Raw genomic sequence first — 19,173 nt, 5'->3', positions numbered from 1 at the left:
AACCACCGGCGGAGCCGGAGGATTGCCCGACGACGTCCCAGCCGCTTATCGTCGAGGCCAGTTTGCCGCAACGTTCCGGCACGACGTCTGGAGGGCTTGTGACCCACCCGCTCGCACCGCTCACCCCCGGCGAGATCACCGCGGCGCGGGCGGTGCTCGACGCCGCGGGCGTGCTGGGGCCGTCCGTCCGCTTCGCCTACGTCGGTGTGGTCGAGCCGGGCCGTGCCGCGATCACCCGCTTCGAGCAGGCCGGCGAACCGGTCCCCCGGCTGGTGCGGGCCCTCCTGCTCGACGTCATGACCGGGCGCTCCGAGGACGTGCGGGTCTCGCTGACCGACGCCGCCGTCGTCGCCCGCATCCCCCTCGATCCCGCGCACGACGGCCACGTGCCGCTGCTCGCCGAGGAGCACGAGCGGGTCCGGGAGATCATGGCGGCCGACGAGAAGTGGTGCGCCGCGCTGCAACGGCGCGGCATCGCCGACCCGAAGCAGGTCTTCGTCGCCGCGCTCTCGGCCGGCCACTTCGCCGACGACCCGCCCGGGCACGCCGGACGCCGCCTGGTGCGCGTCCTCGCGCACTGGCGCCCCGCCGAGGAGACGATGATCTGGGCGCACCCCGTCGACGGGCTGGTCGCGACGGTCGACCTGATCGAGCGCGCGGTCGTCGAGATCGTCGACACCGGCGCCCTGCCGATCCCGCAGGAGTCGGGCGACTACGACGACCCGCAGGTCAGCGGCCCCGTCCGGACCACGCTGAAGCCGCTGCGCATCACCCAGCCCGAGGGGCCCGGCTTCACGGTCGACGACCACGTGCTGGAGTGGGAGGGCTGGCGGCTGCGCCTCGACTACGACATGCGCGAAGGCCTGATCCTGCGCTCGGTCGCGATCCGCGACGGCGAGCGGATGCGGCCGGTGCTGCACCGGGCGTCGGTGGCGGAGATGGTCGTGCCCTACGCCGACCCCGGTCCCGTCCGGTTCTGGCAGAACTACTTCGACACCGGCGAGTACCAGCTCGGCAGCCTCGCGAACACGCTCGAGCTGGGCTGCGACTGCCTCGGCGAGATCACCTACCTCGACGCCGTCATCGCCGACGGCGCCGGTGAGCCGATGACGCTGCGCAACGCGATCTGCATCCACGAGGAGGACGTCGGGGTGCTGTGGAAGCACACCGATCCGGCCAACAAGAGCCGCCAGACCCGGCGCCAGCGGCGGCTGGTGATCTCGTTCTTCGTGACGGTCGGCAACTACGACTACGGCTTCTACTGGCACCTGTACCTCGACGGCACGATCGAGCTGGAGGCGAAGGCCACCGGTGTCGTCTTCACCGCCCACTACGACGAGCGGATCGCCCCTTACGCGTCGCAGGTCGCGCCCGGGCTCGCCGCCCCGTACCACCAGCACCTGTTCAACGTTCGGCTCGACATGGCGGTCGACGGCAGCACGAACGCGGTCGACGAGGTCGAGGTGGAGCGCGTCCCGTTCGGCCCCGACAACCCGCACGGCAACGCGTTCCGCCGGCGCAGCACCCGGCTGCGCACCGAGCTGGCCGCGCGCCGCGACGCCGACCCGGCGGCCGGCCGCGCCTGGCACGTCGTCAACCCCGAGCGCCGCAACCGGCTCGGCGAGCACCCGGCATACGCGCTGGTCCCCCAGGCGCAACCGACGCTGCTCGCCGCCGAGGGCTCGGCGATCCACGGCCGGGCGACGTTCGCGACCAAGCACCTGTGGGTCACTCGCTACGACGAGGCCGAGCGGCACCCGGCCGGTGATCTCGTCAACCAGGGCGCCCCCGGCCGTGGCCTGCCGGCGTTCGCCGCCGCCGACCGCGACGTCGACGGCACCGAGATCGTCGTCTGGCACAGCTTCGGCATGACGCACTTCCCGCGGCCCGAGGACTGGCCGGTGATGCCGGTGGACCGTTGCGGCTTCGCGCTGCGCCCGGTCGGCTTCTTCGACCGCAACCCGACCCTCGATGTGCCGCCCTCGGCGCGCTGATGCACGTCTACGGGGCGTACGCCGCGCCGTCGGCAGCGGCCGAGGTGGAGCTGGTCCGCCGGCACCCGTTCGCCCTGGTGGTCAGCACGTCCGACGATGCGCCGGTCGCGACGCACGTGCCGGTGATCCTCCCGCCCGACACCCCGGCGCCGGACGCGCTCGACGGCGTGACCCTGCTCGGCCACATGGCACGGCGGAACCCGCAATGGCAGGCGTTCGCCGACGGCCCGCCGGTGTTGCTGGTCTTCTCCAGCGGCCACGGCTACGTCTCACCCAGCACCTACGGGTTCGCGCCGGCGGTGCCGACGCTGAACTACGCAGCCGTGCACGTCACGGGCACCGTCGAGCTGGCCGACGACCCCGCGACGACGCTGCACGTCGTCGAGGCGACGGTGCGGGCGTTGGAGTCGCAGCGCGACCCCGGGTGGGACATGGCTGCGTCGCGGGCCCGGTTCGCCGAGCTCGCCCCGCACGTCGTCGCGTTCCGGGTGCACGTCACCGCGGTGCGGAGCATGTTCAAGCTGAGCCAGGACATGCCGGCGGACGTCCGCGGGCGGGTCGGGGCGGACATCGCCGGCAGCAACCCCGCGCTCGCCGAGCTCATGGCCGCCGTGCAGCCGCAAGCTTCTCCGGGCTGAGCACGGCGAGCAGCTCGGCGACGCGACCCGCGCCGTCGATCTCGAAGGCGGCGACGAGGAACGGGGTGTCGCCACCGGTGACGAGAACGCCCGGTCCCCCGTTCACCGCGGTCACGCCGACCTGCAGGTCGGCAGGCCAGAACGGGGCCGCGAGGCGGAACCACGCTGCGATCGCCGCCGCACCGCGCACCGGCTCGCGGGGCGTCTCGCGGCGGCCGTCGGAGTCGGCGCGGAACTCGGCGTCGGGCGCGAGCAGCGCCAGCAGCCCCTCGACGTCACCGTCCACCGCGGCGGCCATGAACCGCTCCACCAGCTCGCGGTGGTCACCGGGCGCCGGCTCGCCGCGCGGGCGGCCGGCTCGCACGTGCTGGCGCGACCGGTAGGCAAGCTGCCGCACGGCACGCTCGCTGCGCCCGAGCAGCTCCGCGATCTCGGCGTGGCCGAAGTCGAACGCCTCGTGCAGCACGAACACCGCACGCTCGTCCGGCGAGAGCGATTCCAGCACGAGGAGCAGCCCGAGCGACGCCGACTCGCGCAGCTCCACGGCCGTCGCCGCGTCGCCGACCAGCGGCTCGGGCAGCCACGGGCCCGTGTAGTCCTCACGTCGCGCGCGGACCCGGCGCAGGTGGTCGATCGACTCGTTCGCGACCAGCCGGAACACGTAGGCGCGGGGATTCTCGACGGTGGTGCGGTCGACGCGGTTCCAGCGCAGCCACGCCTCCTGCAGGACGTCCTCGGCGTCGGTGCGGGTGCCGAGCATCCGGTAGGCGACGCCGAAGAGCGCAGCGCGCTCGGTCTCGAACGGGTCGGTCATGTCGATCTCGAACGTACCCGCGTGACGCGGCGGGCTCGGGATCCGTCTCCCCTGCATGAGCAACCGCATGATCGTCGAAGAGCTTGTGGCACTCGTCTTCGACGCCAAGGACCTCGACGCCGCCGCTGTGCTCCTGCACGGCGACTTCGTCTCCCACAACCCGGTCATCCCGCACGACCCTGCCGAACGGACCGCCCGCGACGCGTTCCTCGACTTCTTCCGCACCCCCGCGGGCGAGGCGTTGATCCACTCCGAGTCGACGGTCCGGCGGGTCATCGCCGACGGCGAGCTGGTCGCCGTGCACAGCAGCCTCACCCGGCCGGACGGGGTGACCGTCGCGATCGTCGACATCTTCCGGCTGCTCGACGGGCTCGTCGTCGAGCACTGGGACGTCGTCCAGCCGGTCCCCGCGACCCCGTTGAACCCGCACGGAATGTTCTGACCGAAGTAGGACAACTTCTGTCCGGCAAGGGCTGTTGACTCTTCCCTATGAGCAACGAGGAGATCATCCCCTTCCGGATCGACGTCCCCCAGGCGCAGATCGACGACCTGCGTGCGCGGCTCGGCGCCGCCCGGCTCCCCGCGCCGCTGCCCGGCGACGGATGGGACACCGGCGTGCCCGTTGCGTACCTGCGCGAGCTCGTCGAGCACTGGGGGACGTCGTACGACTGGCGCCAGGCCGAGCAGGAGCTGAACAAGCACCCGCAGTTCACCACCGAGATCGACGGGCAGCGGATCCACTTCCTGCACGTCCGCTCGGCCGAGGCGGACGCGATGCCTCTCCTGCTCACGCACGGCTGGCCCGGCTCGATCGTCGAGTTCCTCGACGTGATCGGGCCGCTCACCGACCCGCGCTCGCACGGCGGCGACGCACGCGACGCGTTCCACGTCGTGATCCCGTCGCTGCCCGGGTTCGGGTTCTCCGGGCCGGTCACCGAGGCGGGTTGGGACACCGCGCGCATCGCGCGGGCGTGGGCGGAGCTGATGCGCAGGCTCGGCTACGAGCGCTACGGCGTGCAGGGCGGCGACATCGGCGCGTCCGTCTCGCCCGAGGTGGGCCGGGCCGCGCCCGAGAACGTCGTCGGTGTGCACGTCAACGGCGGACCGGGCGTGATGCCCCCGCTGCCGCTCGCCGACGACGAGCTGGCCTCGCTCACCGACGTCGAGCGCGACCGGGTGCGGCGCATCGGGGCGTTCATGCAGGAGGAGTTCGGCTACATCGCGATCCAGGGCACCCGCCCGCAGACGCTCGCGTACGGGCTGGTCGACTCGCCCGTCGGGCAGCTCGCGTGGATCATGGACAAGTTCCGGGAGTGGACGCACCCGCGCCACGAGCTCCCCGACACGATCCTCGACCGCGACCGGATCCTGACCAACGTCAGCCTGTACTGGTTCACCGGCACCGCGGGCTCCGCGGCCTACGTCGGGTACGCGCAGGCGTCCGGGTGGGGCGCGAAGCCCGCGAACTCCGGAGTGCCCACCGGCGCGATCGTCTTCGCCCACGACGTCGGCATCCGCCGCTACGCCGAGCAGGAGAACACGATCACGCACTGGGTCGAGGTCGACCGCGGCGGCCACTTCGCGGCGATGGAGGAGCCGGAGCTGCTCCTCACCGACGTCCGGGAGTTCTTCCGCACCCTGCGCTGACGAACGTCCCCACCGTTTTGCCAACCTGCACGGCCCTGGGGGTGTGCAAGTAGGCAAAACGGTGGGGAAGTTGCGTCCGCCCCGCCCCGACTTCCCCATCGTTTTGGGTGGATGCGCGCCTGCGGAGCGCGCATCCACCCAAAACGGTGGGGAGGTTTGCGTTAACCCTTGCGGCCGTTTGCGCGATGTCCAGGTATGACCGCCATCGCACCCGGCAGGTCCCCGGCGCGGGGCCCGCTCACGGCGAGCGACACCGCGGGACGGATCATCGGCGTCTTGTTCGCCGGGACCGTGCTGCTGTTCGTGCTCGCCCTCATCCTGTTCTGACCGCTTCTCGATACGCAGCGGCACGGGCGGCCGCGCGCGAGGCAAGATGAGGTATGACCTCGACCTCGCCCGAGACGCGAAGCGGTATCGACCTCGACTGGGTCGATGCGGCGACCCGCCCCCAGGACGACCTGTTCCAGCACGTCAACGGCCGGTGGCTGAACACGCACGTGATCCCCGACGACCGCTCGCAGGACGGCACGTTCCGCGTGCTGCGCGATCGTTCCGAGGAAGACGTCAGGACGATCGTCGAGGAGGCCGCGGCGTCGTCGGCGGCCCCCGGATCGGACGCGCAGAAGATCGGCGACCTGTTCACGTCGTTCATGGACGTCGAGCGGATCGAGGCCGCCGGTGCCGCGCCGCTGCGACCGCTGCTCGACGACATCGCCGCGGCCGGTGACGCCACGCAGCTGGCCGCCGCGCTCGGACGCCGCCAGCGCGAGGGCCGCGCGTCCCTGTTCGGCGCGTTCGTGAGCACCGACGCGAAGGACTCCACCCGCTACCTCGTGCACCTCTCCCAGTCGGGGCTCGGGCTGCCCGACGAGTCGTACTACCGCGAGGACACCTACGCCGAGATCCGCACCGAGTACGTCGCCCACCTCGCCCGACTGGCCGAGCTGGTCGGCCTGCCCGAGCCGGCGGCGCTCGCCGCGACGGTGATGGAGTTGGAGACCGCGCTCGCGGCCGAGTCGTGGGACCGCGTCACCAACCGCGATGCCGAGAAGACCTACACGTTGCTGACGTTCGCCGCGTTGCGCGAGCAGGCGCCGCAGTTCCCGTGGGAGGCGTGGCTGGCTGGGCTCGGCGCGCCCGCGGGCACGTTCGACGAGGTCATCGTGCGCCAGCCGAGCTTCGTCACCGCCGCCGCGCGGCTCTTCGCGGAGCGCCCGCTCGCGCAGTGGCAGGCGTGGCTCGCCATCCGCACCGCCGCGACCTGCTCCGACTACCTGCACGACGCCGTCGTCGAGGAGGACTTCGCGTTCCACGGCCGCACCCTCTCGGGCACCCCGCAGCTGCGTGAGCGGTGGAAGCGCGGCGTCGAGCTGGTCGAGGGCGCCGTCGGCGAGTCGATCGGCAAGCTCTACGTCGAGCGCCACTTCCCCGGCGCGGCGAAGGAGCGGATGGTCACGCTCGTCGCGAACCTCGTCGAGGCCTACCGGCAGAGCATCAGCACGCTCGACTGGATGAGCCCCGGCACGCGCGAGCGCGCGCTCGCGAAGCTCGAGAAGTTCACCCCGAAGGTCGGCTACCCGGAGCGCTGGAAGGACTACTCGGCGCTGGAGATCAAGCCCGACGACCTGCTCGGCAACGTGCTGCGCACCGGCGCGTGGCTCACCGACCACGAGCTCGACAAGATCGGCAAGCCGGTCGACCGCGACGAGTGGTTCATGACGCCGCAGACCGTCAACGCCTACTACAACCCGCGGATGAACGAGATCGTGTTCCCCGCCGCGATCCTGCAGCCGCCGTTCTTCGACGCCGAGGCCGACGACGCCGCCAACTACGGCGGCATCGGCGCCGTGATCGGCCACGAGATCGGCCACGGCTTCGACGACCAGGGCTCCAAGTACGACGGCGACGGCAACATGACCGACTGGTGGGAGGCCGCCGACCGCACCGAGTTCGAACGCCGCGCCGACGCCCTGATCGCCCAGTACAACGCGCTGTCCCCGGCCGGGCTGCCCGACCACAAGGTCAACGGCGCGCTCACGGTCGGGGAGAACATCGGCGACCTCGGCGGCCTCACGATCGCGCTCAAGGCGTACACGATCGCGACGGCCGGGGCGGAACCGCCGGTGCTCGACGGCCTGACCGGGCTGCAGCGGGTGCTCTTCGGCTGGGCGCAGGTGTGGCGGGTCGTCACCCGCGAGGCGGAGGCCGTGCGTCGGCTCGCGATCGACCCGCACTCGCCGCCGGACCTGCGGTGCAACGCCGTCGTCACCAACCTCGACGCGTTCCACGACGCCTTCGACGTCAAGGAGGGCGACGCCCTCTACACCGCACCGGAGGAGCGGGTGCGCATCTGGTGAGACCGTCCCCGAGCCGGTCGGGCCGGTCTATCCGACCGGCCCGACCGATTCGATGCCGGTGAGGGTGAAGTCCCGCTCGGCCTTGCGGGTGTGGCACCACGACGTGAGCCACCTCCCGCGCAGCTGCAGCGGGCGGATCACGCGCTCGGACCGGTTGTGGGCGGAGTTGCGGTAGACGATCCGCACGTCACGGCCGTTGTCCAGCGCATCGGCGAGCAACGTGACCTGCGCGAGATCGAGGTGGCGGGCCAGTTCGGTGAGCCGGCCGAGCGACGCCGGCGCCGGTACGTCGACCTCGCCGGCCAAGCGGTCGACGAGGTCCGCGGCGGTGATCCGCGGGCGGGCGGCCACGCGAAGCTCCTGCGGCGCCTCGGTCACCTGCCGCCGCTGCAGCACGACGACGCCGTCCTCGTTCTCCGGCATCGGCGCGAACCCGGCGGCGCGCAGCGCGGCAAGCACCTTTCCCGCCTCGGTCGACGTGACCAGCACGGTCGGCGCGATCCGGCGCAGCGCGAGCGGCTTGAGCGAGCGCGTGTGCTCGATCTCGCCGATGTCGCCTTCGGCGCCGGTGACACAGCACTTCACCGTGCGGACCCGGACCGCGCCGTGCCGCCGCTGCACGTCGGAGATCAGGTAGTCCAGCGGTTGCGGCAACGGCCGGCCCGACACCTCCACGAAAGCCGCCCGCAGCTCGTCGGCCGTGTAGCCGGTGTCGAAGGCGGCCCGCATGCTGGCCGGGGTGAACCGCCAGGTCGCGGCGACGTCGTTGGCCTCCAGCACGGCCGTCGCGGTGAGCAGCCGGTGCGCAGCGACGCTGACCTGGCCGGACACGACTGCGGAGAGATCCGACTGGAACACCACCATGCCCTCGGTCGCCGCGAGCAGCTCCGAGGCGCGCGCCGCCAGCTCATCCGGCCGGTCTTCCAGCTCGACGAGCAGCTCCCCGAGCTGCGTCAACCGGTCACCCGACAGCACACCGAGCGCGGTGGCCTCGTCGCGCACCGCCCGCACCTTGCGGGCCAACCCTTCGTCGTCGTAGCCGTTCATGGGGCAGAACCATCCGACGGTCGCGACCACCGCGCGGAGCGACCGGCCGCCCGCTGCCGCCCGCAACACCGCACGTCGCACCAGCCCCGCGCCGGACTCCATGTGGACGGGCGGCGGCGCTTCGCCGTCGTCGGTCTCGCGGCTCGTCGGGGCGAAGTCGAGGTCGAACCAGGCTTGCACGAGCCCCGCCCAGCGCCGCCCCGGCGCACCCGCCCGCCACCCGGGGAAGTCCGGCGACGGCACGTACCCGTCGGCGCCCTCGGCGAGCAGCCCGGTCGCGTAGGCCGCGTCGATGGCCAACGCGGGCAGCGTGACGCCGGCCTGCTTGCCGAGCCTGGTGCGTTCCCTGCTTCCGACGCCGCCCCTCTTCAAGGCCGCGAGCGGGCGTCGCGCGGCCTCGTCGAGCAGAGCGGTCACCATCCCGACGGCCGCCTCCGCCGCCGCTCGACCCTCGTCGAGCGCTTCGGTCGCCGCGGGGAGCCGAGGGCGCCCGCTGACTCTCCTCGAATCGCCTGCCGCGAACACGACGGCCACCTCGCGCGGCAGCTCCACCCGCCCGTACAGCCCGCGGACCAGCAAACCGGCCCGGACCAGCACACCCTCCTGGACGCCGGCGGGTGATCCGAACACGATGCCACCCGGCTCCCGCAGCCGGTCCAGGTGGAGACGGGCGGGCACCGGCAGCTGGTCGTAGGCGGCCACGATGCGGTCCGCGGAAGCGAACCGCCTGATGACCTCCTCGACGGCCGCCGGCTTCGTCAGACCGGCCGGGTTGCCGCCGAGCGAGCCGAGCAAGGTGCGCACGTCGTCCGCGTACGCCTGCTTGAGGATGGCGCGGAGCGGGCGGAACGGTGCGACGCCACGCGCGAACAACTCGTCGAGCAGGTCGGGGAACCGGATCCGCTCGCCGACCCGCCATGCCAGGCCCCTGGCGAACAGCCCGTCGAGCACCTCCACGATGGTCGCGGCATCGGAGAGGAGGGACGCGGCAAGCATCTCCGGCTCGGCCATCCCGGTGAGCACGATCATGCGAGCGACCGACAGCTCGTCGGCGTTCATCGATTGCAGCGCGAGGGTGAGCGAGTCGACGCCGTTGAGCCGCAGTTCGAGTTCCTCGAAAGAGCGCGGCGCCGGCTCCACGAGCACGTCGGGGCGCTGGTCGAGCAACGTGACCAGCGCCTTGCTGTCGAGACCCGCGAGGTGGTCGGCATACGACATGCCCTCCATCGCACCATCACGGCGACGAAGCCCGTGCAGCGCCTGGCCGAACCGGATGGGCCACCCGATTGAGTGACCGACCAGTGCGTCTATGGCTGCAAGGTGATCGTCAGCGCGATAAGGTCCCGGCCAGGTTGTCTCGTTCACCGGCGAAGGGGGCCGTCATGGCTGGCAAGTTCGAGGTCTACGAAGGCAAGGACGGGAAGTTCCGGTTCCGTCTGAAGGCTGGGAACGGCGAGGTCGTCGCGTCGGGCCAGGGCTACTCGTCGAAGGCGGCCGCGCACAAGGGCTGCGAGGCGGTGCAGAACGCCGCCAACGGCGCGAAGATCGTCGACACCGAGGACTGACTCTGCCCGCAACGGGCACGAGTTGGTCGCATTTGTCTGATCTGTCGTCCTGAGCGGGTGCGCTCAGGCAGGATGTCGCGGTGCTCATCACCGTCGACGGAATCCCGGCGCACCCGCTACTCGTCCATGCCGTGGTCGTGCTGGTCCCACTGGCCGCCGTCGGCGCGATCGCGCTGGCGGTCCGGCCGGTGTGGGGTCGCACCTACGGCGTGCTCGTGGCGCTGGCCGCGGTTGTCGGCGCCATCACGGCCACGATGGCGAAGCTCGCGGGCGACCAGCTCGAAGCGGCCATCGAGATCACTCCCGGCTTCGCGCCGGTGATCGCGCAGCACGGCCGGTTCGGCCTCTACACCGTCGTCGCGAGCTGGATCTTCGCCGTGCTCACGGTCGCGTCCGTGGTCCTCGAACGCCGCATGACGGGCCCGGCGCCGCGGGTCGCCGCGACGGCGAGCGCGCTCGCCGGCATCGCCGCGATCGTGTGCACCGTCCTCGCCGGCCACAGCGGCTCGGCCGCCGTCTGGGGGCACGTCACGCCGTAGTCAGGGCGCCCGCCCCCGTCAACCGTCAGCACGGCTCTCCGAACGTGATGCACCCGCTGCAGTCACGGCCGGTCTCGCCGTTGACCTCGATGTAGCCCCGCTCGATCCGGCCCTGGCTGACCCGCGCGCAGCACGGCCGGATCAACCAACACCAGACCAGGGGCCGCGCGGCGGCCGTCGAACGGGGCACCACGCGCTCCAGGAGCCGGTCCCCGGCATCCGTCACTCGTCGATCGATGAAGTGCAGGAGGTTCACGGTCAACCACTCCCAATTGTCGGATACGTCCACCGGCGGCCGACCGTAACCGCTGGTCCTGACGAAATCCTGGACGCGATCTGACACGTCACGCGGCAGGCGTGCGCCCGACCGCGAACCGGAACGCGTTGACCGTCCGGTAGCCGCCGTCAGCAGTGCGGAACGGCTCGGCGGCGGCGACCACCGCAGGTGCCGCCGCAGCGATCCCCTCGTCGTCCTCGCCCATCAGGACGCCCCGGACGAGCGTCTCGTCGTCGGCGACGGCCCACGGCACCTCGACCAGACCTGCCGCGACGACCTCGAAGCCGGCCTCGCGCAGCACCCCCTCCAGCCCGCCGGGCTCACGCAGCTCCCCGCCCGGCCGGACCTCCTCCCCCGCCGCGGCCGCGACGGCGGCCTCGATGGTGTCGAGGTCGTTGCGCGCGGCCTCCGCCCAGTTCACGATCGCAACGAGGCCCGCCGGCCGCGCGACCCTGCCGAACTCGGCGAGCGCGTCGAAGGTGTCCTCGGCGAACTGCAGCGCATTGAACGCCGTGACCAGGTCGAACGTGCCGTCGGGCCAGGGCAGCGGCTCCGCGGTGCCCTCGCGGATGTCGGCGCCCGGCACGCGCGCGCGGGCGAGCCGGACCATGTGCGGCGCCGGATCGACGCCCGCCACCTCCGCACCAGCAGCCGCGGCGAAGGCGAGGAAGTTGCCGGAGCCGCAGCCGACGTCGAGCACCCGCGAACCGGCCCCGACACCGGCCGCCTCCAGCACGACCGCCCACGCCGGTTCGGCGAACCGGCCCCACAGCTCGTCCCAGACGTCCGCGACAGCGGACCAACGGTCGGGCTCAGGACCATCCACGTCTCGATCATGCCTCGCCCGGGGCTCCGCCCGGTGCGGCACGTGGCTGGGAAGGGCAGGAAAGCCACTTTCCTGCCCTCACAGGGCCTGAAAGTGGCTTTCCTGCCCTCGCGTGCGGAACCCGCGGCGGTGGAGATCAGGCACCAGTTGCCGACGTGGTGGTCGGCTCCGGGTCCTCGGTCGGCGCCGGCTTCGTCGTCTTCGTCGGTTTGGTCGGCTTCGTGGTCGGTTCGGGGTCGGGGTCCGGGCCGCCCCCGTCGATCGTCGTGCGTGGCGGCCGCGTCGGCTCAGGCTCAGGCCGCGGCGGCTCCGGCACCCGCGGCGCCTCGACCGTGTCCTCGGTCCAGCACGTCAGCCGGATCCCGGAGCCCCACTCGGGTGGGGCGATGTCGATCACGACGACGCCTTCGTCGTCGGTGCCGGTGTTGCACGGCAGCCCGGCGAGCTCGTCGAAGCTGGTCAGGGCGTCGGGCTCGGGATGCGACTGCGACTGGGTCGCGTACGCCGTCCCGGCGATCAGCACGCCGAGCGTGGCAACAGCGAGGCCGAGGAACGCGAAGCGGTGTGCACCGAGCACGGTTGATCTCCGATTCAGGGGTAGAGCGATCGGCGGTTCGGCTCGCGGCCGACGGGGAGCGCCGATGTGCGGGGGGCGCCTGGAATTTCGACGACGCAGCGCAAGCCGTTACGCACGATCGGTGACTGAGGCCGTTCGGCGCAGCGTGTTCGTCCGATATGTATAAGCACTGTTACAGTGCCTGCATGTTCGACCCGACCGAGGACAGCGTCTGGCGGCCACTGCGGCTCCTGCAGTCCGCGATGGACAACGACATCGCCCTGCTGTACGCCGAGGCGGAGCTGCCCGAGCTGAAGCCGAGCTGGGTGATGGAGCTGCTCCGCCTCCACGCCCGGGGCCCGATGACGATCCGCGAGCTGGCCGATTCCGTGCAGCGCACGCACTCGGCGATGAGCCAGAAGGTCGCGGCGATGCGCGACGCCGGGTTCGTCCGGACCACCGCCGGTCGCGATGCCAGGAGCAAGCGGGTGGCGCTCACCGAGAAGGCGGAGGCGCTGGCCGCGAAGCTCGCCGCCGAGTGGCGGGCGACGGAGGCGGCGATGATCGAGCTGGAGGCCGAGCTGCCCTACCCGCTGAGCCGGGTCGTCGCCGACATGGAGGAGGCGTTGCGGCGCCGCAGCTTCCACGACCGCATCCGCGACCAGCTGCGGCAGGCACCGGAATGGCACTGAGCAGGGCGTTCATCGATCTCACCCCGCTGCGCGTCTCGCAGCAGTTCCGGATGCTGTGGCTCGGACGCGCGTTCTCGGCCATCGGCGGCCAGATGAGCGCGGTCGCGGTGATGTTCCAGGTGTGGCAGCAGACCGGCAGCACGATCTGGACCGGCGCGGTCGGCCTGGCGCACGCGCTGCCGCTGGTCCTGTTCGGGCTCTTCGCCGGGACGGTCGTCGACCGGGTCGACAGGCGCCGGTTCTACCTGTTCACGACGACCGGGCTCGCGGCGTGCTCCGCGGTGCTCGCCGTACAAGCGTTCGCCGGCGGGATGCCGGTGCTCGCGGTGCTGGGTGTGCTCGCCGTGCAGTCCACGATCGCGGCGGGCTCCGGACCGGCCGCCCGGTCGTTCATCCCGGCGCTGCTGCCCAGGGAGCACGTTGCTGCCGGCATGGCGCTCAACGGCATCTCGTTCCAGCTCTCGATGCTCGTCGGACCGGCGCTCGGCGGGCTCGTCATCGGTGCGTGGGGGCTCGGCGCGTGCTACCTGGTGGACGCCGCGTCGTTCGCGCTCGCCTTCCTCGGCGCGTTCGGGCTGCCGGCGATGCGCCCGTCCGGACCGTCGCTGCCGGGGCTCGCCGCGACGGTCGAGGGTGTGCGGTTCGTGCTGCGCACCCCGGTCGTGCGCGGCGCGCTGCTGACCGACCTCGCCGCGACCGTCCTCTCCATGCCGATCAGCTTGTTCCCGCTGGTCAACGCCGAGCGGTTCGGCAACGACCCGCGCACGCTCGGGCTGTTCCTCACCGCGATCGCGGTCGGCGGGGTGGCCGCGTCGCTGCTCTCGGGCACGTTCACGCGCCGGCTGCGTCCCGGCTACGTGATGATCGGCGGCTCGGCGGCGTGGGGCGCCTTCCTGGCGGTGTTCGGGCTGGTCACGGACCCGTGGGTGGGGCTCGCGGCGCTGGTGCTGGCCGGCGCCGCCGACACCGTCACCGTCGTCTCGCGCAACACGGTGATCCAGCTGAGCACCCCGGACGGCCTGCAGGGCAGGGTGCTCGCCGCGGAGATGATCGTCGGGGCGGCCGGGCCCGACATCGGCAACGTGCGCGCCGGTCTCGTCGCGAGCGGGACGTCGTCGGTGGTGTCGCTGGTCAGCGGTGGTGTGCTGTGCGTCGTGGCCGTGCTCGGGGTTGCCGCATCCACGCCGGCGCTGCGCACGTTCACCGCCGTCAAGCAGGGAACGCCGTCCACCGAGCCGCCGCCACCACCCCCGCCGCCATGAGCGCCAACGCCAGCCCGACGAGCCAGACGCTCACCTCCACGTCGCGCTGCTGGGTGGAGACGGTGCGTGGCAGCTCGTCCAGCACGGTCTGCAGCCGGTCGGCGTCGGCGGCGGAGAAGTACTCGCCGCCGGTACGGTCGGCCACCTCCTGCAACGTCGACTCGTCGGCGACGAGGTAGCTCCGCCCGACCCGGTCGGACCTGCCGAAACCGCCGCCGGAGCCCTCGAACCCGGAGCCGCCGAGCTGCGCCGCCGAGCACACCATCGACGTCGGGTTGCGGGTGCCGAAGCCGATCGGGTACACCCGCACGCCACGTTCCGCGGCGATGTCGGCGGCCTCCTCCGGCTCGATGCCGCGTGTGTTCGCACCGTCGGTCAGCAGCACGACGATCTCCGGGGCGTACTGCCCCTCCGCCCGCGGCGGGGCAGCGGGGCCGGCAGGAGCGCCGGCAGCCGGGTCGGCCGGAGCGACGTCCGGGTTGATCTCCGCGATCGCGTCGACCGACTTCAGGATGGCCGCGCCGATCGTGGTGCCGCGGCCGGTGGTGAGTGAGTCGATCGCACGCAGCAGTGGGTCGCGGTCGGTGGTCGGGGCCACCGCGACCTGCGCGAACCCGGAGAACAGCACCAGTCCGATGCTCGTCGAGCCGTCCTGCTTCGTCACGAACTCGCGGACGGCCGCCTGTGCGGCGGTCAGCCGGTTGGGCGCGACATCGGTCGAGCACATCGAGCCGGAGACGTCCAACGCGATGATCAGCGCCGACTCCGATACCGGGACGTCCATCCGCACCTGCGGACGCGCCGCGGCCACCCCCAGCACCGCCAGCGCGCCGAGGACCAGCGCAAATGCGACGTGCCGCCGCCACGCCGAGCGCGGCGGCGCAGCCGCCTTGATCAGCGCGACGCTCGAGTAGCGCACCGCCTGGCGGCGGCGCCTGCGCAGCTGCCGGACATAGAGGTAGGCCACCACCGGCACCGCGAGGAGGGAGAGCAGGACGAACGGCCACTGGACACCCATGCGCTACACCGCCCTGCCGAACCACGTGACCGAGAGCGCGACGCCGAGCAGCACCAGCACCGCGGCCGCCGCGGCGACGAGCGCGGTGATCTCGATGTGCTCGGCCTCGACCGTCCACTCCAGCTCGATCGAGTCGTACACCGCCGCCAGCGCCCGCTCGTCGGCCGCCGGGAAGTACCGGCCGTCGGTCCGGGTCGCGATGTCGCGCAGCATCGGCTCGTCGAGCGCCGTCGCCACCTGGAACCCGTCGATCTCCAGGACCGTGCCGTCCGGGCTCCCGATGCCGATCGGGTAGACGCGCACGCCCGCGCTGGAGGCGATCTCGGCGACCTCGATCGGGTCGGGATCGTCGGTGTTCTCGCCGTCGGAGAGCAAGATGATCGCCGCGGATCCGTGATAGCCCAGGTCGGGGCCTTGCGGCTCGATCGAGCCCGCCCCGCCTTCATCGACGAGCACCGGCTTGCCGGCGACGGCGCTGAGCGAGGTCTGCAGTCCGCGCGCGAGCGCGGTGCCGCCGTGGGGCGCGAGCCGGTCGATCGCAGCGAGCACGACGGCGCGGTCGGCCGTCGCCTCCTGCGTCACCAGCCCGCTGCCGCTGAACGCCACCACGCCCACCCGCACGGTCGGCGGCTGCCGGTCCACGAACGCGCGGGCGGCGACCTTGGCCGCCTCGATCCGGCTCGGGGTGATGTCGGTGGCCGCCATGCTGGACGACACGTCGAACGCGAGGATCACGGTGCCCTCCTGGCGCGGTTGCGGCACGACCGCCTCCGGGCGGGCCAGCGCAACCAGCATCAGGGCCAGCGCGACGAGCAGCAAGACGGGCGGGATGTGCCTGCGCCGCCCCGACGCCGATGCGGGGGCGACGAGCCCGATCGCGGCCAGCCGGGCGCGGCGCTCCGCGCGGGCTCGCAGCAGCCGCCGGTACCAGAGCACGGCGAGCGGCACGGCGACCAGGCCGAGCAGCATCCACGGCCACACGAAGCTCATGGCCGGCGCCTGCGCAGGTGCGCGATCCGCAGCAGCGCCCTGACCATGTCCTCGTCCGTCGACACCGTGAACAGCTCGAGACCCGCGGAGCGCAGGTCGGCGGCGAGCCCGGCCTGCCGCGCGCCCGCGCCCGCGCGCAGCCGTTCCTGGAAGCCCGGGTCGTCGGTGTCCACGAAGATCACCTCGCCGGTCTCGGCGTCCTCGACATAGACCATCCCCGCGGCCGGAAGCTCGAACTCGCGCCGGTCCACCACCTGGATGGCCACGACGTCGTTGCGCCGGGCGAGCTGCCCGAGCGGCCGCTGCCACCCGGGCTCACCGAGGAAGTCGGAGACCACCACGACGAGCGAGCGGCGGCGCACGATCCCCAGCGCCGCCCGCAGCGCCGCGGTCAGGTCGGTCGTGCCGCGCCTCTCGGCGGGGACCACCGCGAGGAGCCGGGCGAGGATGCGCAGCACCTGGTTGCGGCCGCTGCCCGGCGGCACCGTCTCGCGCACCTTCGAGTCGAAGAGCAACGCGCCGACCCGGTTGCCGCCACGGGAGAGCAACTGCGCGACCGTCGCGGCCACCTCGGCCAGCACGACGTGCTTGCGCCGCTCGACGGGACCGAAGTCCATCGACGCCGAGCCGTCCAGCAGTAGCCATGCCGTGACCTCGCGGTCCTCGTGGAACTCCCGGACGTGTGTGACGTCGGTGCGGGCGGTGACGTTCCAGTCGACGTGCCGCAGGTCGTCACCGACCTGGTACTCGCGCAGGTCGGCGACGTCGACGCCGGTGCCGCGGAACACCGTGCGGTAGTCGCCCTGCAGGCGACCGTCGAGGCGGCGCAGCACCCGCCACTCGATGCGGCGCAGCACCCGTTCGGGGGTGAGCGCCGCGGTTCCCGTCACTGCTTCGGCGCGCTCAGCGCGCCGCGCTCGGGCACCTCGATCTCCGGGAGCGGAACGGCCGCGATGAGCGGATCGAGCAGGTCGTCGGCGGAGACGTCGTCGGCGAGCGCCTCGTAGGAGAGCACGATCCGGTGCCGCAGGACGTCCTTGGCCAGCTCGCGGGCGTCGCTCGGCAACGCGTAGTCGCGGCCGCGGAGGAACGCGAGCGCCCGCGCGCCGAGCACCATGTTGATCGACGCGCGCGGGCTCGCCCCGAAGGACACGTACTTGGCGAGGTCGGGATGGCCGGCGGCCGAGAGGTCGCGTGTTGCGGTGCTGAGCCGCACGGCGTACTGGATGATCTCCGGGTCGACGTAGACGGCGTCGGCGGCCTGCTGGAAGCCGAGCAGCGTCGGGAGGTCGATCACCGGCGCGACCGCCTCGACCGCCGCGATCATCCGCTCCACGACGACGAACTCCTGCGTCGCGGTCGGGTAGCCGACGAGCACCTTGAACATGAAGCGGTCGAGCTGCGCCTCCGGCAGCGGGTAGGTGCCTTCGGACTCGATGGGGTTCTGCGTGGCCATCACCAGGAACGGGTCGGGCGCCGGGTAGCTCTCGCGGCCGATCGTCACCTGCCGTTCCTGCATCACCTCCAGCAGCGCGCTCTGCACCTTCGCCGGGGCGCGGTTGATCTCGTCGGCGAGCAGGAGGTTCGTGAACACCGGGCCGAACGACACCTGGAACTCGCCGGCGCGCTGGTTGTAGATGCGGGTGCCGACGACGTCGGCGGGGACGAGGTCGGCTGTGAACTGAATGCGTTGGAACTGCCCGCCGACGGTCCCGGCGAGCGTCTTGATCGCCATCGTCTTGGCCAGCCCGGGCACCCCCTCGACCAGGAGGTGACCGCGCGCCAGCAGCGCGACCAGCATGCGTTCGAGCAGGCCGTCCTGCCCGACGATGGTCTTCTTCACCTGGTAGAGCGCCGGTTCGAGTGGAAGCTCGTTGCTGGTCATTGCTCCCCTGTTCATTGCTGGGGCCCACCGGCCCCACCGGCGGCGGTGGCGATCGGGACGGCGAACCCGATCCCGACGAAGAAGTCCTGCTTGGCCGGGTTGGCCAGGCCCGTCACGATGCCGACGACCTGCCCGGCCGGGTTGATCAGCGGGCCGCCACTGTTGCCGGGGTTGACGGCGGCGTCGAACTGGATGAGCCCGAGCAACGGTGGCCCCGAGCCTGACGAGATCCCGCGGTCGGTAGCGGACACCACCCCGGCGGTCAGCGTCCGTTCCAGGCCGAGCGGGTTGCCGACGGCGAACACGTCCGCCCCCACCGACGGCGGGCCGGCGAGCACCGCGGGCACCACGATCTCGGGCAGCCGGTCGACGGCGAGCACGGCGATGTCGCTCTCCGGCTGGCTGCCCGCCACGCTCCCCGTGGCCGTCGTGCCGTCGGCGAACTCCACCTGGATCCGCTCGGCCCCGGCGACGACGTGCAATGCCGTGAGCACCACCCCGTCGGCATTGACGATCACCCCACTGCCGAGGCCGGCATTCGCACCGAACGTACGGACCGTCGCCAGCGAGGGACTGATCGCCTGAAAGGCGACGGACGCATCGGGCGGCAACTCACGCTCCTGCCGCTCGGCCTGCTCGATGCCCCGCTGCACGGCAGCATCAACATCCGCCGAGGTCAGCGGGGTGGGCGAGGCAGGGATGAACCACCACAGCGCAAGCCCGAGCAGCACGACGGCGGCCCCTGCACCGAGCAGCACCACCCGCCTCCGCATTTATCGCACACTACGCCGGGAAACCGAGAAACGATGTGGACGAGGATGAACACATAGTTGATCCACACAGATCACGGGGAGATTACGACATTCGGCGTACGGGCGCGCGAGCGTCGAGCGCGGGCAGGCTCGGGCGAGTCGGGCCGGCCCGGTGCGCGAGCCGGGGCCGGGCCCGGGCGCGAGTCGGGGCCGGGCAGGGCGCGAGTCGGGGTGGACGGGGGTGACGTCCCCGCTGGTGGTGTAAGTCCCGGTCGTCGCGCGCGTCGCAGCGCATGGGAGAAGCCATCGCGTGA

Annotated in this window: 19 protein-coding genes; 10 read left to right on the top strand and 9 right to left on the bottom strand. The window is 72.3% G+C overall.

Annotated elements, in window-relative coordinates:
- The first annotated feature begins 98 nt into the window (after nt 1-98).
- Both LL648_RS25945 and LL648_RS25940 read left to right on the top strand, forming a co-directional pair.
- The gene (locus tag LL648_RS25945) at nt 99-1,994 is read left to right on the top strand and encodes a primary-amine oxidase (RefSeq protein WP_232665339.1); all 1,896 of its coding nucleotides are present in this window, start codon (nt 99-101) and stop codon (nt 1,992-1,994) included.
- A complete protein-coding gene (locus LL648_RS25940) occupies nt 1,994-2,632 on the top strand; it encodes an FMN-binding negative transcriptional regulator (protein ID WP_232665338.1) in 639 nt (212 codons plus the stop codon). The genes LL648_RS25945 and LL648_RS25940 overlap by 1 nt, the downstream gene beginning before the upstream one ends.
- Here LL648_RS25940 and sigJ read toward each other — a convergent pair.
- Complete coding sequence (sigJ, locus tag LL648_RS25935; protein WP_232665337.1) at nt 2,595-3,446, bottom strand: RNA polymerase sigma factor SigJ; 852 nt, start codon at nt 3,444-3,446, stop codon at nt 2,595-2,597. The genes LL648_RS25940 and sigJ overlap by 38 nt on opposite strands.
- 55 nt (nt 3,447-3,501) lie before the next feature.
- On the opposite strand from sigJ, the gene LL648_RS25930 reads away from it, so the two are divergent.
- From LL648_RS25930 to LL648_RS25920, 4 genes are all read left to right on the top strand, one after another.
- Nucleotides 3,502-3,888: a nuclear transport factor 2 family protein gene (locus LL648_RS25930; protein ID WP_232665336.1), complete on the top strand. Its 387-nt coding sequence runs from the start codon at nt 3,502-3,504 to the stop codon at nt 3,886-3,888.
- 47 nt (nt 3,889-3,935) lie between these two features.
- Nucleotides 3,936-5,093 (top strand): epoxide hydrolase family protein, encoded by a 1,158-nt coding sequence (locus LL648_RS25925; RefSeq protein ID WP_232665335.1) that lies wholly within the window; start codon nt 3,936-3,938, stop codon nt 5,091-5,093.
- Between the two features lie 195 nt (nt 5,094-5,288).
- On the top strand, nt 5,289-5,420 hold the full coding sequence (locus LL648_RS44305) for a hypothetical protein (RefSeq protein WP_255686479.1): 132 nt from the start codon (nt 5,289-5,291) through the stop codon (nt 5,418-5,420).
- A 53-nt stretch (nt 5,421-5,473) separates the two neighbouring features.
- Nucleotides 5,474-7,450, top strand: a complete 1,977-nt coding sequence (locus LL648_RS25920) for a M13 family metallopeptidase (RefSeq protein ID WP_232665334.1) — start codon at nt 5,474-5,476, stop codon at nt 7,448-7,450.
- A 27-nt stretch (nt 7,451-7,477) separates the two neighbouring features.
- On the opposite strand, the gene LL648_RS25915 is transcribed toward LL648_RS25920, so the two are convergent.
- Nucleotides 7,478-9,715, bottom strand: coding sequence for a helicase-associated domain-containing protein (locus LL648_RS25915; protein WP_232665333.1), 2,238 nt, complete (start codon nt 9,713-9,715; stop codon nt 7,478-7,480).
- A 164-nt stretch (nt 9,716-9,879) separates the two neighbouring features.
- Between LL648_RS25915 and LL648_RS25910 the strand changes: the two genes are divergently transcribed.
- Nucleotides 9,880-10,062, top strand: a complete 183-nt coding sequence (locus LL648_RS25910) for a YegP family protein (protein ID WP_232665332.1) — start codon at nt 9,880-9,882, stop codon at nt 10,060-10,062.
- A gap of 80 nt (nt 10,063-10,142) precedes the next feature.
- The gene (locus LL648_RS25905; protein ID WP_232665331.1) at nt 10,143-10,601 is read left to right on the top strand and encodes a DUF2231 domain-containing protein; all 459 of its coding nucleotides are present in this window, start codon (nt 10,143-10,145) and stop codon (nt 10,599-10,601) included.
- 344 nt (nt 10,602-10,945) lie between these two features.
- Here LL648_RS25905 and LL648_RS25900 read toward each other — a convergent pair whose 3' ends face one another.
- Together LL648_RS25900 and LL648_RS25895 are read right to left on the bottom strand one after the other, a co-directional pair.
- A complete protein-coding gene (locus LL648_RS25900) occupies nt 10,946-11,704 on the bottom strand; it encodes a class I SAM-dependent methyltransferase (protein WP_232665330.1) in 759 nt (252 codons plus the stop codon).
- 136 nt (nt 11,705-11,840) lie between these two features.
- Nucleotides 11,841-12,281: a hypothetical protein gene (locus LL648_RS25895; RefSeq protein WP_232665329.1), complete on the bottom strand. Its 441-nt coding sequence runs from the start codon at nt 12,279-12,281 to the stop codon at nt 11,841-11,843.
- Nucleotides 12,282-12,466: 185 nt separating this feature from the next.
- On the opposite strand from LL648_RS25895, the gene LL648_RS25890 reads away from it, so the two are divergent.
- Nucleotides 12,467-12,952 (top strand): HVO_A0114 family putative DNA-binding protein, encoded by a 486-nt coding sequence (locus tag LL648_RS25890; protein WP_232665328.1) that lies wholly within the window; start codon nt 12,467-12,469, stop codon nt 12,950-12,952.
- Nucleotides 12,943-14,214 (top strand): MFS transporter, encoded by a 1,272-nt coding sequence (locus LL648_RS25885; protein ID WP_232665327.1) that lies wholly within the window; start codon nt 12,943-12,945, stop codon nt 14,212-14,214. Before LL648_RS25890 ends, LL648_RS25885 begins: the two co-directional genes overlap by 10 nt.
- Here LL648_RS25885 and LL648_RS25880 read toward each other — a convergent pair.
- From LL648_RS25880 to LL648_RS25860, 5 genes are read right to left on the bottom strand one after another with little or no spacing between them, the layout of a single operon-like run.
- A complete protein-coding gene (locus tag LL648_RS25880; protein ID WP_232665326.1) occupies nt 14,162-15,232 on the bottom strand; it encodes a vWA domain-containing protein in 1,071 nt (356 codons plus the stop codon). The two genes, LL648_RS25885 and LL648_RS25880, sit on opposite strands and share 53 nt — an antisense overlap.
- Nucleotides 15,233-15,235: 3 nt before the next feature.
- Nucleotides 15,236-16,222 (bottom strand): vWA domain-containing protein, encoded by a 987-nt coding sequence (locus LL648_RS25875; RefSeq protein ID WP_232665325.1) that lies wholly within the window; start codon nt 16,220-16,222, stop codon nt 15,236-15,238.
- Nucleotides 16,219-17,112, bottom strand: coding sequence for a DUF58 domain-containing protein (locus tag LL648_RS25870; RefSeq protein WP_232665324.1), 894 nt, complete (start codon nt 17,110-17,112; stop codon nt 16,219-16,221). The genes LL648_RS25875 and LL648_RS25870 overlap by 4 nt, the downstream gene beginning before the upstream one ends.
- A complete protein-coding gene (locus LL648_RS25865) occupies nt 17,109-18,107 on the bottom strand; it encodes an AAA family ATPase (protein WP_232665323.1) in 999 nt (332 codons plus the stop codon). The genes LL648_RS25870 and LL648_RS25865 overlap by 4 nt, the downstream gene beginning before the upstream one ends.
- A gap of 11 nt (nt 18,108-18,118) precedes the next feature.
- Nucleotides 18,119-18,880, bottom strand: a complete 762-nt coding sequence (locus LL648_RS25860) for a S1C family serine protease (RefSeq protein WP_232665322.1) — start codon at nt 18,878-18,880, stop codon at nt 18,119-18,121.
- Nucleotides 18,881-19,173 lie beyond the last annotated feature (293 nt).

It is taken from the genome of Pseudonocardia sp. TRM90224 (assembly GCF_021245725.1).
In the GTDB taxonomy this organism is placed as follows: domain Bacteria; phylum Actinomycetota; class Actinomycetes; order Mycobacteriales; family Pseudonocardiaceae; genus Pseudonocardia.
This window is presented reverse-complemented; position numbering and strand designations above follow the sequence as displayed.

What these genes read in the sequence shown, in the direction of transcription:
- LL648_RS25875 (WP_232665325.1), bottom strand. Translation starts at nt 16,222, where the DNA reads ATGAGCTTCGTGTGGCCGTGGATGCTGCTCGGCCTGGTCGCCGTGCCG.
- LL648_RS25910 (WP_232665332.1), top strand. Translation starts at nt 9,880, where the DNA reads ATGGCTGGCAAGTTCGAGGTCTACGAAGGCAAGGACGGGAAGTTCCGG.
- LL648_RS25890 (WP_232665328.1), top strand. Translation starts at nt 12,467, where the DNA reads ATGTTCGACCCGACCGAGGACAGCGTCTGGCGGCCACTGCGGCTCCTG.
- LL648_RS25865 (WP_232665323.1), bottom strand. Translation starts at nt 18,107, where the DNA reads ATGACCAGCAACGAGCTTCCACTCGAACCGGCGCTCTACCAGGTGAAG.
- LL648_RS25915 (WP_232665333.1), bottom strand. Translation starts at nt 9,715, where the DNA reads ATGTCGTATGCCGACCACCTCGCGGGTCTCGACAGCAAGGCGCTGGTC.
- LL648_RS25880 (WP_232665326.1), bottom strand. Translation starts at nt 15,232, where the DNA reads ATGGGTGTCCAGTGGCCGTTCGTCCTGCTCTCCCTCCTCGCGGTGCCG.
- LL648_RS25860 (WP_232665322.1), bottom strand. Translation starts at nt 18,880, where the DNA reads ATGCGGAGGCGGGTGGTGCTGCTCGGTGCAGGGGCCGCCGTCGTGCTG.
- LL648_RS25925 (WP_232665335.1), top strand. Translation starts at nt 3,936, where the DNA reads ATGAGCAACGAGGAGATCATCCCCTTCCGGATCGACGTCCCCCAGGCG.
- LL648_RS44305 (WP_255686479.1), top strand. Translation starts at nt 5,289, where the DNA reads ATGACCGCCATCGCACCCGGCAGGTCCCCGGCGCGGGGCCCGCTCACG.
- LL648_RS25885 (WP_232665327.1), top strand. Translation starts at nt 12,943, where the DNA reads ATGGCACTGAGCAGGGCGTTCATCGATCTCACCCCGCTGCGCGTCTCG.
- sigJ (WP_232665337.1), bottom strand. Translation starts at nt 3,446, where the DNA reads ATGACCGACCCGTTCGAGACCGAGCGCGCTGCGCTCTTCGGCGTCGCC.
- LL648_RS25920 (WP_232665334.1), top strand. Translation starts at nt 5,474, where the DNA reads ATGACCTCGACCTCGCCCGAGACGCGAAGCGGTATCGACCTCGACTGG.
- LL648_RS25940 (WP_232665338.1), top strand. Translation starts at nt 1,994, where the DNA reads ATGCACGTCTACGGGGCGTACGCCGCGCCGTCGGCAGCGGCCGAGGTG.
- LL648_RS25930 (WP_232665336.1), top strand. Translation starts at nt 3,502, where the DNA reads ATGAGCAACCGCATGATCGTCGAAGAGCTTGTGGCACTCGTCTTCGAC.